The sequence below is a fragment of the Planococcus sp. MB-3u-03 genome (assembly GCF_002833405.1).
Taxonomy (GTDB): Bacteria; Bacillota; Bacilli; order Bacillales_A; family Planococcaceae; genus Planococcus.
Window position 1 is genome coordinate 422,312 of the sequence record NZ_CP025135.1, and the last position, 14,198, is coordinate 436,509.

13 protein-coding genes are annotated in these 14,198 nt (G+C 50.2%); 10 read left to right on the forward strand and 3 right to left on the reverse strand.

Annotated features, from left to right (window positions below):
• Positions 1–184: 184 nt before the first annotated feature.
• Positions 185–1,735, reverse strand: a complete 1,551-nt coding sequence (locus tag CW734_RS03430) for a BCCT family transporter (protein ID WP_101189445.1) — start codon at positions 1,733–1,735, stop codon at positions 185–187.
• Positions 1,736–1,937: 202 nt separating this feature from the next.
• On the opposite strand from CW734_RS03430, the gene CW734_RS03435 reads away from it, so the two are divergent.
• The 7 genes from CW734_RS03435 to CW734_RS03465 all read left to right on the forward strand — a co-directional run bounded on the left by CW734_RS03435 (position 1,938) and on the right by CW734_RS03465 (position 9,707).
• Positions 1,938–2,651, forward strand: coding sequence for a VOC family protein (locus CW734_RS03435; protein WP_101189446.1), 714 nt, complete (start codon positions 1,938–1,940; stop codon positions 2,649–2,651).
• A 101-nt stretch (positions 2,652–2,752) separates the two neighbouring features.
• Entirely contained in the window at positions 2,753–4,024 is a 1,272-nt protein-coding gene (gene hflX, locus CW734_RS03440; RefSeq protein ID WP_101189447.1) for a GTPase HflX, read from the forward strand.
• Positions 4,025–4,203: 179 nt separating this feature from the next.
• The gene (locus CW734_RS03445; RefSeq protein WP_101189448.1) at positions 4,204–5,079 is read left to right on the forward strand and encodes a DUF6612 family protein; all 876 of its coding nucleotides are present in this window, start codon (positions 4,204–4,206) and stop codon (positions 5,077–5,079) included.
• 1,201 nt (positions 5,080–6,280) lie between these two features.
• Complete coding sequence (locus CW734_RS03450) at positions 6,281–7,231, forward strand: ABC transporter permease (protein WP_068460268.1); 951 nt, start codon at positions 6,281–6,283, stop codon at positions 7,229–7,231.
• On the forward strand, positions 7,224–8,174 hold the full coding sequence (locus tag CW734_RS03455; RefSeq protein ID WP_101189449.1) for an iron chelate uptake ABC transporter family permease subunit: 951 nt from the start codon (positions 7,224–7,226) through the stop codon (positions 8,172–8,174). The genes CW734_RS03450 and CW734_RS03455 overlap by 8 nt, the downstream gene beginning before the upstream one ends.
• Positions 8,171–8,932 carry an iron ABC transporter ATP-binding protein gene (locus CW734_RS03460; RefSeq protein WP_101189450.1) on the forward strand — a complete coding sequence of 254 codons (762 nt, stop codon included), beginning with the start codon at positions 8,171–8,173 and terminating at the stop codon, positions 8,930–8,932. The genes CW734_RS03455 and CW734_RS03460 overlap by 4 nt, the downstream gene beginning before the upstream one ends.
• A 133-nt stretch (positions 8,933–9,065) precedes the next feature.
• Positions 9,066–9,707 (forward strand): phosphatase PAP2 family protein, encoded by a 642-nt coding sequence (locus tag CW734_RS03465; RefSeq protein WP_157824113.1) that lies wholly within the window; start codon positions 9,066–9,068, stop codon positions 9,705–9,707.
• A 98-nt stretch (positions 9,708–9,805) separates the two neighbouring features.
• Here the strand turns inward: CW734_RS03465 and CW734_RS03470 are convergent, their stop codons facing one another.
• Both CW734_RS03470 and CW734_RS03475 read right to left on the reverse strand, forming a co-directional pair.
• The gene (locus CW734_RS03470; protein ID WP_101189452.1) at positions 9,806–11,089 is read right to left on the reverse strand and encodes an ammonium transporter; all 1,284 of its coding nucleotides are present in this window, start codon (positions 11,087–11,089) and stop codon (positions 9,806–9,808) included.
• 12 nt (positions 11,090–11,101) lie between these two features.
• On the reverse strand, positions 11,102–11,443 hold the full coding sequence (locus CW734_RS03475; RefSeq protein ID WP_101189453.1) for a P-II family nitrogen regulator: 342 nt from the start codon (positions 11,441–11,443) through the stop codon (positions 11,102–11,104).
• Positions 11,444–11,637: 194 nt separating this feature from the next.
• Between CW734_RS03475 and CW734_RS03480 the strand changes: the two genes are divergently transcribed.
• The 3 genes from CW734_RS03480 to CW734_RS03490 all read left to right on the forward strand — a co-directional run bounded on the left by CW734_RS03480 (position 11,638) and on the right by CW734_RS03490 (position 14,188).
• Positions 11,638–12,288, forward strand: coding sequence for a uracil-DNA glycosylase (locus tag CW734_RS03480; RefSeq protein ID WP_101192123.1), 651 nt, complete (start codon positions 11,638–11,640; stop codon positions 12,286–12,288).
• Positions 12,289–12,380: 92 nt separating this feature from the next.
• Positions 12,381–13,190, forward strand: coding sequence for a zinc transporter ZupT (gene zupT, locus CW734_RS03485; RefSeq protein WP_058381847.1), 810 nt, complete (start codon positions 12,381–12,383; stop codon positions 13,188–13,190).
• A 53-nt stretch (positions 13,191–13,243) separates the two neighbouring features.
• A complete protein-coding gene (locus tag CW734_RS03490) occupies positions 13,244–14,188 on the forward strand; it encodes a DUF4003 family protein (protein ID WP_101189454.1) in 945 nt (314 codons plus the stop codon).
• The last annotated feature ends 10 nt before the right edge of the window (positions 14,189–14,198 follow it).

Below are 14,198 nucleotides of genomic sequence, written 5' to 3' on the forward strand. Positions count from 1 at the left end.
ATGTAAAATACGAACAAACATTCCCTTTCCATTTTATTATAGCCTCTTGAAGGGAAAAGTAAAGGATTATTGATTTAATAATCAGTTTTTAGTTTGATGTCTAAGCGAATGCAACATCAGCTTATTCAAAAACTGCCTTAAAAGCTCTGGATCTCGAGCTTTTAAGGCAGTGTTGATTGTATGCTTACTTATTCTGTTGTTTTCGCGCTTCGCGTTCCAAGCGTCGGAAGCGGCGCAGCTCCGATTTGCGGATCGGCGGTGACTCCCCACGGATGATTTTGGTGAATGACCAAAGCATCAGAAGCAAGAGCACCGTAAACGGTAAGGCCGATATGAGTGAAGCGGTCTGCAAGGCGCTAAGTCCGCCAGCGTAAAGAAGAACGGCTGCGATGGCTGACATCAAAACGCCCCAGATGACTTTAAACAAAGTCGGCGGGTTCAAGCTGCCGAAGCTTGTCATCGTCGCTAAGATGTACGTAGCGGAGTCAGCTGATGTCACAAGGAATGTAAAGATCAGCAGAATCGCCAATACGGACATGATGGTCGACAGCGGAAGAACATCAAAAGTTTGGAACAAGGCAGAAGTCAAATCCACATTGACCGCTTCCGCGATGCCCGCCTGTTCGTTCAGGTCATACCATAAAGCTGTACCGCCGAAGACGGCGATCCAGACACAGGCGATGGCTGGCGGAATGACCAGCACGCCGAAGACGAATTCGCGGATGGTACGCCCGCGTGATACCCGTGCAACGAACGCTCCGACAAATGGAGACCAGGCAGTTGCCCAAGCCCAGTAGAAGATGGTCCATCCAAGCACCCATTCTCCGCCTGTGTACGGTTCCATGCGCAGGCTGTACTGAACAAAATTAGTGATGTAATCGCCGATTGCGAGCGTAAATGTGTCCATGATGAACACTGTCGGGCCCGCAAAGAAGACGAATACCATCAATACCAGTGCCAAGCCTAAGTTCAAGTTACTTAAATAAGCAATTCCTTTATGAAGGCCTGTGGAAGAAGATAGGGTATAGGCGGCGAACATGACGCCGATAATCGCCAATTGGATCGGGAAGGCGTTGTCGATGCCGAAGACGGCGTTCAAGCCGCCGTTCATTTGCAAGACCCCAAGGCCAAGCGAAGTGGCGATTCCCATGACAGTTGCAATAACTGCGAGTGAATCAATTGTATGCTTGACGACCGGCTTCGAGCCCAAGACCGGTTCGAGTGCAGTAGAGACCAAGCCAGGCTTTTTGCGTCTGAACTGCAAGAAGCCGATAACCAAGCCGACGATAGCGAAGACGGACCATTGGCTGATGCCCCAGTGGAAGAACGAATAGCCCATCGCGATGCGCGCGGCTTCTTCCGTCTGGCCTTCAGTGCCGAACGGTGTCGTAAAGAAATGGCTCATCGGTTCCGCTACGCCCCAAAAGACAAGCCCTGCACCAAATCCAGCTGAGAACAGCATGCCGATCCACGTGAAGAACGGGAATTCCGGGCGGTCGGAGTCGGCTCCGAGCCGGATGCTGCCATATTTGCTAATGGCGATGATGATCAGGAAAAGGGTGATGATGAAGACAGCTAGCAAGTAGAACCAACCGAAGTTAAGCGTGGTGAAGTTAAATAAGGTGCCGGCGACTTCACCGAAACGAATCGGCATAAATGCCCCAGCAACTACCAACAGCAGGATCACGGCTGTCGATATGATAAACACAGGGTTTTTCAATAATTTTTTATCCATGATGACCTCCTTTGAAATATGGTAATTATCTTTTCCTATACACTAGACTATCGAAAATGAGGCCTAAAAACCACCCGTTTTCCGGAAAAATCAGAATTGACAGCGAAAAAGTGACCATATACATAACAAATCGACAACGCTAGAGGGTATTATATTTAATAGAAGAAAGAGATCAATAGGCAAAGAAAAGGAGTGCTTGCAAATGAAATTGGATCACATCGTTCATTTTACCCACACCAGCCCGGAAGCCAGCAGCCAGTTTTGGAACGCAAAAGGTTTCCACGCAGTTACTGGAGGCAGCCATAAAAACTGGGGAACTCAAAATGCCCTCATGTACGGGCCGGATTATTATATCGAGTGGCTCGCGGTAGAAGATAAAACGCGCGCTGAAGCTTCTGACCACCCCCTGGTTCAACAACTGCGCCTCGACGGAAAGGGCTTCGGCACCATTTGTCTGCGTTCTGATAACCTTGACCAATTGGCGCAACAAATCGAAGGGCGCGGGTTCCAGACTATTGGCCCAATGGACGCCGAACGACTGACTGATACAGGCGAAACCATCCGCTGGCGCCTGCTGTTTATTGATGAGCCGATTACATCCGCTTTGCCGCTGCCGTTTTTTATTGAGTGGGAAGAACCGGATGAAGCGCGTTTGGCCGGCTTGAAACAAAAAGGCGCGATTACGGAGCTGAATGAAAGCCTGCATTTGGAGGCGCTTGTGTTCTCGGTAAAAGATCCGGCACAACTGGAAGCACAGTGGAGCAGCTTGCTCGGAGGAGACATTGACTTGGAAAATTGCCGTCTTGTGTTTGAGGCGGGCGAGGGAAAAGAGCGGCTGCGTGAAGTGCGTTTCGAATCGGCTGGACAAAAAATCGTTTTTGAACAAGGAAGCTATCAGGTACCGCGTTTCGGATAGGGGCGGGCGTGGTACTGTGATAGGATAAAAGAAAACTTCAAATTGATGAAGTTATAAGGGACCGGGCAGAAACAGCATTCTGCCGAAGGAGGCAACAAGAGATGGAACAATTGATTGAAAAAGCGATTATCGTGGGCGTTCAATTGCAAAAAGACACCCATTTTGAATACAGCATGGAAGAATTGCGCAATTTAGCGGAAGCATTAAGCGTTGAAGTGGTGGGCGAACTGCATCAAAATCTGGACCGCGTCAATCCCGCCCATTATATCGGAACGGGAAAGGTCGATGAAGTGAAAGCGTTATACGAAGAAGCAGACGCCAATCTCATTATCTTCAACGATGAACTGTCGCCATCCCAGATTCGCAACCTTGAAGAAGAGTTGGAATGCAAAGTGATCGATCGGACGATGCTTATCCTGGACATCTTCTCGAGACGCGCCAGAACGCGCGAAGCGCAAGTGCAAGTGGAATTGGCGCAATTGCAATATATGCTGCCGCGCCTCGTCGGCTTGCGCGCGTCGCTCGGCCGCCAAGGCGGTGCCAGCAGTGGGGGGCTCGCCAACCGCGGCGCCGGGGAAACCAAGCTCGAGCTTGACCGCCGCAAAATCGAAGACCAGATCACTAAGCTTAGACGGGAAATCGATCAAGTAAAAGAACAGCGCACGACACAGCGCAAGCAACGATTGAAAAAAGGCATGCCGGTCGTCTCGCTTGTCGGATATACCAACGCCGGCAAGTCGACGATCATGAACAGTTTGCTCTCGAAGACAGGGCAGGATGCCGACAAGCAGGTATTCGAGAAAGACATGCTGTTCGCGACTTTGGACACGTCCATCCGCCAAATCCGGCTTGAAGACAATAAGACCTTTTTATTGTCCGATACTGTCGGGTTTGTCAGCCGCTTGCCTCACCATCTCGTTAAAGCATTCCGCTCGACACTCGAAGAAGCACGCAATGCGGACCTACTGCTTCACGTTGTAGATGTCTCGAACGATGAGCATGATTACATGATGGAAGTGACCGACGCGACGCTGCAGGATGTGGGCGTGGAGAATGTCCCGACTTTATATGTCTATAATAAATCAGACCTCGCTGGCGTTGTATATCCAAGAAAAAGCGCCGACGCTGTCTGGATATCAGCCAAAGAAGGCGCGGGACTCGATGAACTGGTCGAAAGCATCCGCGACCGGCTCTTTGCGAACCACGTCATGTGCCGGATGGAAATTCCGTTCGGGCGTGGAGACGTTGTCGCGTATTTGAACGACCATGCGAGCATCAAAGAAACCGAATACGGCGAAGAAGGCACGTTAATTACCGTGGAATTGAGCCGCGCGGATTATGACCGTTACGAACAATTCGTTGTCGGTAAATAATCAAGCTATATGCAAATGGATAAAAACAGGAAAAAGCCGGGGGAATTCTCCGGCTTTTTCTTGTGGAAATTCCATATTCGAAAGGATCGGCAATTAACCGGCTGTAAATTGGGTAAACTGTGAGTAAGGGCAGAATGCTGTATAGTGGACGACAAGTCTTTATAAGGAGAGTGAACGCCATGAGAAAATGGGTGGCAGTCATAGGAACGGGTGCCGCTGTCATCGGCCTTGGCGCATGCAGCGATGCGCAAGCGCCGACGACTGAAGAAGAGAGCGAGAATCCTGCACAAGAAGCTCCGGAAGAAACGAAGAGCGCTTCGGAAGTTTACGCAGAAGCGGTGGAGGCTTCACAGCAAGTGGAAAGCTTGCGCGCCCAGTCGAACACCGAGCAACAGATGAAGATGCAGCCGGATGGCATGGAGATCGACATGACGGTGGATTCTGAGATGGAAATGACCTATGAGCCCTTGGCATTTCATCAAACAGGTGAGACCAGCATTGTATCGGATGATATCGACAATACCAACCCGATGCTTACGGAAATGTATATGACGGAAGAGGGCTTATATATGCACGAGACGTCCGTCGATATGTGGCTGAAGATGCCGGAAGAAATGCACGAAAACATGCAGTCGATTGCCGGACAGCAATCGGCTGACCCTGCGCGCCAATTGGACGAACTCGGTGATTTCGAAGAGGATTTCGTGCTGGAGGAAACGGATGAAGCCTACATCCTGACGCTCGATGCCTCGGGAGAAGAGTTCCAGGAACTGACGGATGAACAATTAGAGAAAACGCTGGGCCAAATGGAAATCGAAGCCCCTCTGGCTCCAGAAGACCTGGAAGTGCACGCTGTGAATTACGTCATCACGCTGGATAAGGAAACCTATTTAGCCGACCGCATGGAAGTTGATATGGAACTCGATGTCGACGTGCGGGGCGAAATGATGGCGATCGAATCACAGATGCAAGTAGACTATAGCGATTACAATGCCATCGAGCCGATCGAAATTCCATCGGAAGTACTGGAACAAGCACAGGAAATCGAATTTTAATAACCGAAACAGCAAGCAGAGGGAACTTTCCTCTGCTTTTTTGTGCGCTGAAACACGTGCATGGCAGAGAATCCAGAAGCGTCGCCCGATGCCAGTACACACCCTGATTCCCAACCCAAGAAGCGATTCCCCACTAACCGGGAACGCCTAAAGAAGCAGATCTGGTTAAATACACATCAATCACTGAAATGTCTCAGCCGACCTGCGTCAAGGGTGAGCCGAAACAATGAGACAAGCGCTCTTCTTGGCTCATTGTGAAAGGCCAACCCAAAGCAGGGAGGCGACTCCACAAGCGACACCAAATCCCTCGCCACATCCTGATTTCCAACCTAAGAAGCGACTCCCCCACTAGCCGGGAACTGCTTAAAGAAGCAGATCCGGTAAACAAGCTTCAAACAATGAAATCTCCCAGCCGCCCAGCGCAAAGGGGTGAGCCGAAACAATGAGTCAAGCGTTCTTCTTGGCTCATTGTGAAAGGCCAACCCAAAGCAAGGTGGCGACTCCACAAGCGACGCCCGGCCACGCTGACAGTTTGCACATCCAAATCCCCAATCCAAGAAGTGATTCCCCAACTAGCCGGAAACTGCTTAAAAAAGCAGATCCAGCTAAACATGTTTCACTCAATGAAATCTCCCGGCCGACCTGCGCCAAGGGTGAGCCGAAGCGATGAGTCAAGCGCTCTTCTTGGCTCATTGTGAAAGGCCGATCCAAAGCAAGGTGGCGACTCCACAAGCGACGCCCGACCAAGCTAACAGTTTGCACATCCAAATTCCCAACCCAAGAAGCGATTCCCCCATTAGCCGGGAACTGCTTAAAGAAGCAGAACCGGTAAACAAGCTCCAAACAATGAAATGTCTCAGCCGACCTGCGTCAAGGGTGAGCCGAAACAATGAGACAAGCGCTCTTCTTGGCTCATTGTGAAAGGCCAACCCAAAGCAAGGCGGCGACTCCACAAGCGACGCCAAATCCCTCGCCACATCCTGATTTCCAACCTAAGAAGCGACTCCATAAGTGATGCAAAAAGTCGGTCACCAAATTTGAAAAACAAGTGAACATTTCACAGCGCCTGTATTCTTAATGAAAATAGTTCTCAATTATCTCTTGACGCTATTTTTTATACTGCTATACTAAAAAACAATGAGTCAGTGATAATCATTATCATTCTCGATTGGCAATAGCACTAGATAGGGAGCGGCATTACATGAAAAAACGTATTCTAATACCCATATTGATCCTTCTGTCGTTCATCTCCCTGTTTGTCGGAGTCAGCAGCATCAGCCCGCTGGACCTCCTTGATTTTCAATCGGAAGAAACACAGATTTTCCTCGTCAGCCGCTTTCCGCGGCTTGTCGCAATTTTACTTGCAGGGGCCGGCATGAGCATGGCGGGACTCATCATGCAGCAATTGAGCCGCAATAAATTCGTCTCGCCGACAACTGCCGGGACGCTCGATGCGACGCGCCTCGGGATTCTCGTGTCGATGCTGTTGTTTGCGAACGCGTCGATGATCGAGAAGATGGCGGTAGCATTTTTCTTCGCGCTCGCCGGCACTTTCTTGTTCATGCAAATTCTCAACCGCATCAAGTTCAAGGACGCCATCTTCATTCCGCTCATCGGCTTGATGTTCGGCAATATCCTGTCGTCGATCACCACATTTTTTGCCTACCGGGCAGACGTTATCCAGAACATGTCGGCTTGGCTGCAGGGCGATTTTTCGATGGTCATGAAAGGCAGCTATGAACTTCTTTACATAAGTGTACCGGTCTTCATCATCGCCTATATGTACGCCAACCGCTTTACCGTCGCAGGTATGGGTGAGGATTTCTCGAAAAACTTAGGGCTGAAATACCGCAGCGTCGTCAACATCGGCTTGACCCTGGTTGCGCTTATTACGGCGACTGTGGTTTTGACCGTCGGCATGATCCCGTTCCTCGGATTGATCATTCCGAATATCGTCTCCATCTTCAAAGGGGACCATCTGCAGAAAACCTTGCCGCATACTGCGATGCTCGGTGCCATCTTCCTATTGGTCTGTGACATTCTCGGGCGTGTCTTGATTTATCCGTACGAGATCACAATCAGCCTGATGGTGGGCGTCATCGGAAGCTTTATCTTCCTGATCATGTTGTTTAGGAGGAAGGCGTATGCGTGATGTACATAAATTATGGATTTTGATTGTGCTTGCCGCAGCGGCATGCGGTTTGTATTTATTCGACAATTTGAATGGCAGCTTCGATTATGCGCTGCCGAGAAGAGGCGTGAAAGTCTTCGCTATGGTGTTGACAGGTGTGGCAATCGCTTATGCGACGGTGGTATTCCAGACAATCACCCATAACCGCATTTTGACGCCGAGCATCATGGGCTTGGATTCGCTGTACATGCTCCTCCAGACGGTGTTGATTTTCTTCTTGGGCTCAGGGCATATCACGATCATCAATAAGCAAGTGAATTTCCTATTGTCGATTGCGGTCATGGTCATCTTTGCTTTATTGTTCTATAAATTGCTGTTCAAGAAAGACAATCAGCCGATTTACTTCTTATTATTGATCGGCATCATTCTGGGCACGTTTTTTGGCAGCGTCTCGACTTTCCTGCAGGTGCTGATCGACCCGAATGAATTCCAGATCGTCCAGGACCGGATGTTCGCGAGCTTCAATAACGTCAATGCCGATTTAGTGTGGATCTCGCTATTGTTCATTGTCGTCTTGATCGGCTTGGCTTGGCGCCATAATGCATCGCTCGACGTGCTGTCTTTGGGGCGTGATACGGCAGTGAATCTCGGTGTCGGATATGATGCGCTCGTCAAGAAAATGCTTGTGCTTTCTGCCGTATTGATCGCCATTGCGACGGCGCTGGTCGGGCCGATTACGTTCTTCGGCTTGATCGTCGCCAATTTATCCTATCAATTTTTTAAATCCTATAAGCATTCGGTCGTCATTGCTGGCGCGAGCATCATCAGTATCGTAGCGCTCGTTGGCGGGCAATGGGTCGTCGAACATGTCTTCACGTTCAATACGACGCTCAGTGTCATCATCAATTTCATCGGCGGCGTCTATTTCATCTATTTGCTATTAAAGGAGAGTCGATCTAAATGATCCAAGTCCGTGAACTGACGAAGTTATATGGAAAGAAACAAGTCGTGGAAAATGTATCGGTCGATATTCGGAGAGGGCAGATCACCTCGTTTATCGGGCCGAACGGAGCGGGGAAATCGACGCTCTTGTCGATGGTCAGCCGGCTGCTGGATGCAGATACCGGGGAAGTGTTGATCGATAAGACCAATACGAAGCAGATGAAGTCCAATGAATTCTCGAAACGTGTTTCCATTTTGAAGCAATCGAATTTCATGAATGTGCGCTTGACGATCCGCGAATTGGTGTCATTTGGCCGCTTCCCGTATTCGAAAGGCCGCTTGAACGCAGAAGATGAGCAGATGGTCGACCAGGCGATCGAATACATGGACCTTGGGGATATGGAGGATTCGTATTTAGATGAATTGTCCGGCGGCCAGCGCCAGCGTGCCTTCATCACCATGGTCATCGCCCAGGACACCGATTATGTCTTGTTGGATGAGCCGCTCAATAATTTGGATATGAAGCATTCCGTGCAGATCATGAAGATTTTGCGCCGCTTAGTCGATGAGCTTGGCAAAACGGTCATCATCGTCCTTCACGACATCAATTTCGCTTCGGTTTATTCCGACCGCATCGTGGCGTTGAAAAACGGCCGTGTCGTCAAAGATGGGCCGACCGAGGAGATCATCCAATCGGATGCATTGAAGGAGATTTACGATATGGACATTCCGATTCAACAAATGAATAATTGCCGGATTTGCGTGTATTTCAATTCCTGATAGTGGAAGTTATTGAATGCGAAAACAAGGAAATCCGGAACCCGTGTGGAAGTGTACTCCATACGGGTTTTTTATTGGTTGCGGAAGTTTTTCCAAAATGCCCTATGGATGTGGCAAGGAAGAAGGTGCAAGTATGAAGCGAATTTTTTATCCGTTGGCGATGGCGACACTGCTCGGGTTTTTCGGCATACTTTATTATTACCAGCAAGAAGCGGTCCGGGAACTGGATGAACGGGCGGCTGCGCTGTTCGGTGGGGTGGGGTGGCTGGAGGCCACGTCGTTCATCGGGGAGCAATGGATGATCTTTACTGTCAGCTTTCTGCTTTTGGTCTTCCTTTGGGCGTTCCGCCATAACTACCGAGGCATGTTTTTCGTCTTATTGGCGGTCGGGGCAGGGAACGCGTTGAATCAATTGCTGCAGCAATGGTTCGGCCGCCCGATGCCGGAATTTCCCGAAGAAGTGGCATCTTATAGTTTTCCATCCGATCATGCGATGGTCGGCTTATTGTACTTGTTCACGCTGGCGTATTTCCTTGGGGAGCGGGCTGGCACAAAATCAATTCGCCTGGCGATCTGGCTCGCCGCTGTATTGCTGACGGTGCTCACGGCCTTATCGCAAGTGGCACGCGGCGCGCATTACCTGTCGGATGTATTGGCGGGGCTATTTCTCGGCTATACCTTATTTGTCCTGATAGCCATCTGGTATGAAATGAGGGAGCGGCATTTCCGCAAGCGCAAGGATATGCGCGCTATTGAGCGGGAAGATATGGGGTAGCACTAAACTAGCACAATAAAAAACGAACGGAGAAGTTTTCTCCGTTCGTTTTTCTATTTAAGAACCCCCAAGTTATTCGTTCTATCTCTCTCTGTGTTTTATGCTTTGCCTGAAGCTGGCCGTTCTTCGCCCAGCTGATTCAAACGATCAGCAAAGTTGTCCGAGCCGCCTGAAGAACCGCTCAGCACGTCTTGCATTGAATAAGCCTGTGATCCGTGTTCTGCAAAGTCCAAGCCGGTTTCTTCCTCTTCGGCTGTCACACGCAACGGCGTCACAATGCTAATCAATAGAAGGACGGCGGCCGTAGACAAGGATGCCCAAGCGATGACGGCCAGTACGCCGACTGCCTGGATGCCGAGAATTTCAGCTCCTCCTCCGTAAAGCAATCCACCGTTAACATCGAAGAATCCGATCGCGAGAGTTCCCCAAATCCCTGCGATTCCGTGAACCGATACAGCCCCCACTGGATCGTCCACGCGAATTTTCGTATCCAATAGATGGACGGCTTCCGTCATGATGATGCCGGCGATCAAGCCGATCAAAATCGCACCGAGGAAGGATACATTGGCAGCGCCGGCAGTGATGCCGACAAGCCCTGCGAGTGCACCGTTCATCGTCAATGTGCCGTCAATGCGGCCGTAGCGGAAGCGGGTGTAAAGAGCCGTAGCCAAAACACCGGCGGATGCTGCGAGCAACGTGTTGGCGATGACGGGCGGGACGAGCGCAGGATCTGCTGCGAGCGTGCTGCCGCCGTTAAAGCCGAACCAGCCTAGCCATAGGATGAACACGCCGAGCGCGCCAAGCGGCAAGCTGTGGCCAGGGATCGTATTGACGGTTTTGCCGGAATACTTCCCGAGGCGAGGCCCGATTTTCCAAGCCGCGATAAAGGCTGCGACAGCACCTGTCAAGTGGACGACAGTGGAACCGGCGAAATCGATAAAGCCGATTTCAGATAACCAGCCGCCTCCCCATACCCAGTGGCCGACAATCGGATAGATGATGGCTGTCATGGCAACGGTAAGCAAGATATAAGCGCTCAAGTGCATGCGTTCTGCGACAGCACCCGAGATGATCGTGGCACATGTGGCGGCAAAGACTGCCTGGAATACGAAGAATCCGATATCCGTGACACCCGATAAAGCGAATCCTTCCGTGCCGATCAAGCCGAACGATGACGGCCCGAACATCAGTGCATAGCCGACAATGAAATAAAGGATGGAGCCAAGTGAAATGGTGATCATGTTTTTCATCAAAATATTAAGGGTATTTTTAGAGCGAGTGAATCCTGTTTCAACCATGGCGAATCCGGCATGCATGAAAAAGACAAGCATGGCACCGAGCATGACCCACAGCATATCGACTGAACTTTGTACAGCTTCCATAATGATCTCCCCTTATCCAATCGCGACAGTGCCGCGTTCTTTTGTTCTGATCCGGATGGCTTCTTCTACAGGAAGGATGAAGATTTTCCCGTCGCCGACTTCACCTGTAGAAGCGTAGTCTAGCAAAGCTTGGATGATGTCTTCGACTTTTTCGTCCGAGACGACCATTTCCAATTTCAGCTTAGGAGAAAACTCCATTCGGTAGGCATTCCCGCGGAACAAGCCGACGCGCCCTTCCTGTTTGCCGATTCCTGCGATTTCAGTTACGGTCAGCCCATCGATTCCTTCAAGAGCTAATGCTTGCCGGACATCGGCGAAAACAGAAGGGCGAATGATAGTCTCAATCTTTTTCATGCTTCTTCCTCCTCGTGTTAGGTTTTCTAACATGTATATCGTGTTAGGTTTGTTAACATATTAATCAATGTTTTCTGACAATGCAAGTGTTATTTTTTATTTATGTTAGGTTTTATTACGTGAAAACGATTCCAAATGGCGGTAATTAAGAGAAATTTATGTTTTTGACTTATTTAAAAGAAAAGGTGATGAGTATGTATAGAATTTCACAAGAACTGGCTGAATTGGGGAAAAAGCGTATTGCCGATTTTCCGGTAGAAGGCTTTGTCTGGGGCAGCGGCCCGGAGTCCCCGGCTTTGATGCTGGTCGGAGAGGCGCCTGGTGAAAACGAAGTGGAGACGGGGATTCCGTTTACAGGGCGTGCCGGCAAAGAATTGATGGCTTCATTGGAAGGGATCGGCCTTGCGAGGGAAGATGTCTATATCACCAGCGCCGTCAGAAGCCGTCCGTATAAATGGGGAGAGAAACGCACCCGGAGCGGTGAAGTAGTGAAGCGTAAGTACAACCGGGCACCGAATAAAAAAGAAATTATCGCCCATGCCCCGATCCTCGATGAAGAAATTCGTGCGGTGAAGCCTCCAGTGATTGTAACGCTCGGCAATATCGGCCTGCAGCGGCTCGTTGGACGTGAGGCAAAAATCATGCAATTGCACGGAACGTTGATGGAAACACCGATCCTTTATTGGGATGAAGGTAGCGGCACGTTTTTGAAAACGCAAGAGAGCTACCACATCTTTCCGACATTCCATCCGGCAAGCGTGTTCTATAACCCGGCAGTCCGCGAACACAAAGATGCGGATTGGGAAAAACTTGGCCGATTGCTGCGCAATGAAGTGCATGAATAATGGAAAATCTTTCTTTGTTGAAAAAAGTTGCACAAAGGAAACTTCTGGAGTAGAATAGCCTTATTCATTACTACTGGAAGGAAGTTGGCTTTATGGACAGTACGGTTTTATTCGCACTTGGCTTAACGCTGTTTGCGGGGCTTGCAACCGGAATCGGCAGTTTGATCGCATTTTTTGCTTCGCGCACCAATACGAAGTTTTTGTCAGTGTCGCTCGGTTTCTCGGCTGGGGTCATGATTTATGTCTCCATGATCGAGATTTTCTTTAAAGCGAAAGATTCGCTGACGGCTGCCCAAGGAGAGACGGCTGGATACTGGCTGACGCTCGCCGGCTTTTTCGGCGGGATGGTCTTCATGGCAGTGCTTGACCGGATACTGCCACAGATGGGGAATCCGCATGAAGTGCGTACTGTAGAAGATATGGACGAAGGCCCGACCAATGATGAATACGCCCGCCTCCGCAAGATGGGAATTTTCACGGCACTGGCCATCGCCATCCACAATTTCCCGGAAGGCATCGCGACATTTATGTCAGCGATCCAAGATCCCGCGCTTGGCATCGCCATTGCAATCGCGGTGGCGATCCACAATATTCCTGAAGGCATTGCGGTGTCGGTGCCGATTTATTACGCGACCGGCAGCCGCAAGAAAGCGTTCCAATACAGCTTTCTATCGGGGATATCCGAACCGATCGGCGCAATTGCAGCTTGGCTATTCCTGATGCCTTTTTTGAGCGATACTTTATTTGGCATCATCTTCGCGGGTGTTGCAGGGATCATGGTGTTCATCTCGCTGGATGAATTATTGCCAGCGGCGAAGCGCTATGATGAAGCACATTTATCAATTTATGGATTGGTTGCCGGAATGGCGGTCATGGCTCTCAGCCTCGTCCTTCTTGCGTAACTCGAAACCTCGCGCCTCCTTGACCGTATAAATGGTCAAGGAGGCGTTTTTCAATGGAAGCCAAAAAAATCGAAGAAACTTATGGTCGAGTCTCAAAAGCACTTGGTTGGGCGGCAGACAAACAAGTGTCGCTCGCCGTCACGATGATTTATCTGAGCCGGGGGCGTGAATTCGATGCGGATGCACACCATGAAGTGTCACAGCTCATCAAAAAGAAAGAAGGATTCACTTCGCCGCTGCGCGCGCATCTTCACCATATTGTCGCGGCATATCTGGTGCTCGGGGATGATCCGGCAGAAGTTGGGCTGGCCAAGCTCAATGCCAATCAACAGGCGCTGAACAACAGCAAGTTCTGGAAGAGCGCCTATACATATCTGGCGGGCTTAATGATGGAATCTCCTGAACAAGCGGAGCGATCCAGGGAATTGTATAATGCGATGAAAACCTATCATCCATTCCTCACTTCAAGTGAAGACATTCCGTATGTCGCGTTGCTTTCGAATCGGGAAGGGGAAGTCCGGGAGCGCGCGGAAACGATGAACCGCTATTATAAGGAGCTGCGAACGCAAGGGTTTTCAGCCGGCAACCATCTGCAATGGCTGAGCCAGGTTATGACGTTCGACTCGTCGGCGTTTCAACCGGAAGTGGCAGGGCGTGTCATTGCGATCCGCAATTTTCTGAAAGCAGAAAACATAAAAGTGCGCGGGGAGCATTATCCCTTGCTCGGTTTTTTAGCTATCGCGAATGCGGACGGGGCGGCGCTGGCTGCTGTCGCGAAGACAGCCCGTGCGCTGGAAGCGTCGAAATTATTCCGCTGGTATGGCGTATGGGTCTTGCCGTCGGCGGTCCAATTGACCATGGCGGAATCGGTGGAGCTGCGGGAAAGTGAAGCGGCGGTATTTTCGGCTTCTGTGGAAATGCTTATGCAGGCGCAGCAGGCGGCGATGATGCTCGGCATGAGCGCTGTAATCGCATCTTCAAATAATTCCGGGAGTTGATCGCGGAGTT

Coding starts and splice junctions, on each gene's coding strand:
- CW734_RS03475 (WP_101189453.1), bottom strand. CDS start 11,443: ATGAAAAAGATTGAGACTATCATTCGCCCTTCTGTTTTCGCCGATGTC.
- CW734_RS03470 (WP_101189452.1), bottom strand. CDS start 11,089: ATGGAAGCTGTACAAAGTTCAGTCGATATGCTGTGGGTCATGCTCGGT.
- CW734_RS03460 (WP_101189450.1), top strand. CDS start 8,171: ATGATCCAAGTCCGTGAACTGACGAAGTTATATGGAAAGAAACAAGTC.
- CW734_RS03435 (WP_101189446.1), top strand. CDS start 1,938: ATGAAATTGGATCACATCGTTCATTTTACCCACACCAGCCCGGAAGCC.
- CW734_RS03490 (WP_101189454.1), top strand. CDS start 13,244: ATGGAAGCCAAAAAAATCGAAGAAACTTATGGTCGAGTCTCAAAAGCA.
- zupT (WP_058381847.1), top strand. CDS start 12,381: ATGGACAGTACGGTTTTATTCGCACTTGGCTTAACGCTGTTTGCGGGG.
- CW734_RS03480 (WP_101192123.1), top strand. CDS start 11,638: ATGTATAGAATTTCACAAGAACTGGCTGAATTGGGGAAAAAGCGTATT.
- CW734_RS03445 (WP_101189448.1), top strand. CDS start 4,204: ATGAGAAAATGGGTGGCAGTCATAGGAACGGGTGCCGCTGTCATCGGC.
- hflX (WP_101189447.1), top strand. CDS start 2,753: ATGGAACAATTGATTGAAAAAGCGATTATCGTGGGCGTTCAATTGCAA.
- CW734_RS03455 (WP_101189449.1), top strand. CDS start 7,224: ATGCGTGATGTACATAAATTATGGATTTTGATTGTGCTTGCCGCAGCG.
- CW734_RS03430 (WP_101189445.1), bottom strand. CDS start 1,735: ATGGATAAAAAATTATTGAAAAACCCTGTGTTTATCATATCGACAGCC.
- CW734_RS03465 (WP_157824113.1), top strand. CDS start 9,066: ATGAAGCGAATTTTTTATCCGTTGGCGATGGCGACACTGCTCGGGTTT.
- CW734_RS03450 (WP_068460268.1), top strand. CDS start 6,281: ATGAAAAAACGTATTCTAATACCCATATTGATCCTTCTGTCGTTCATC.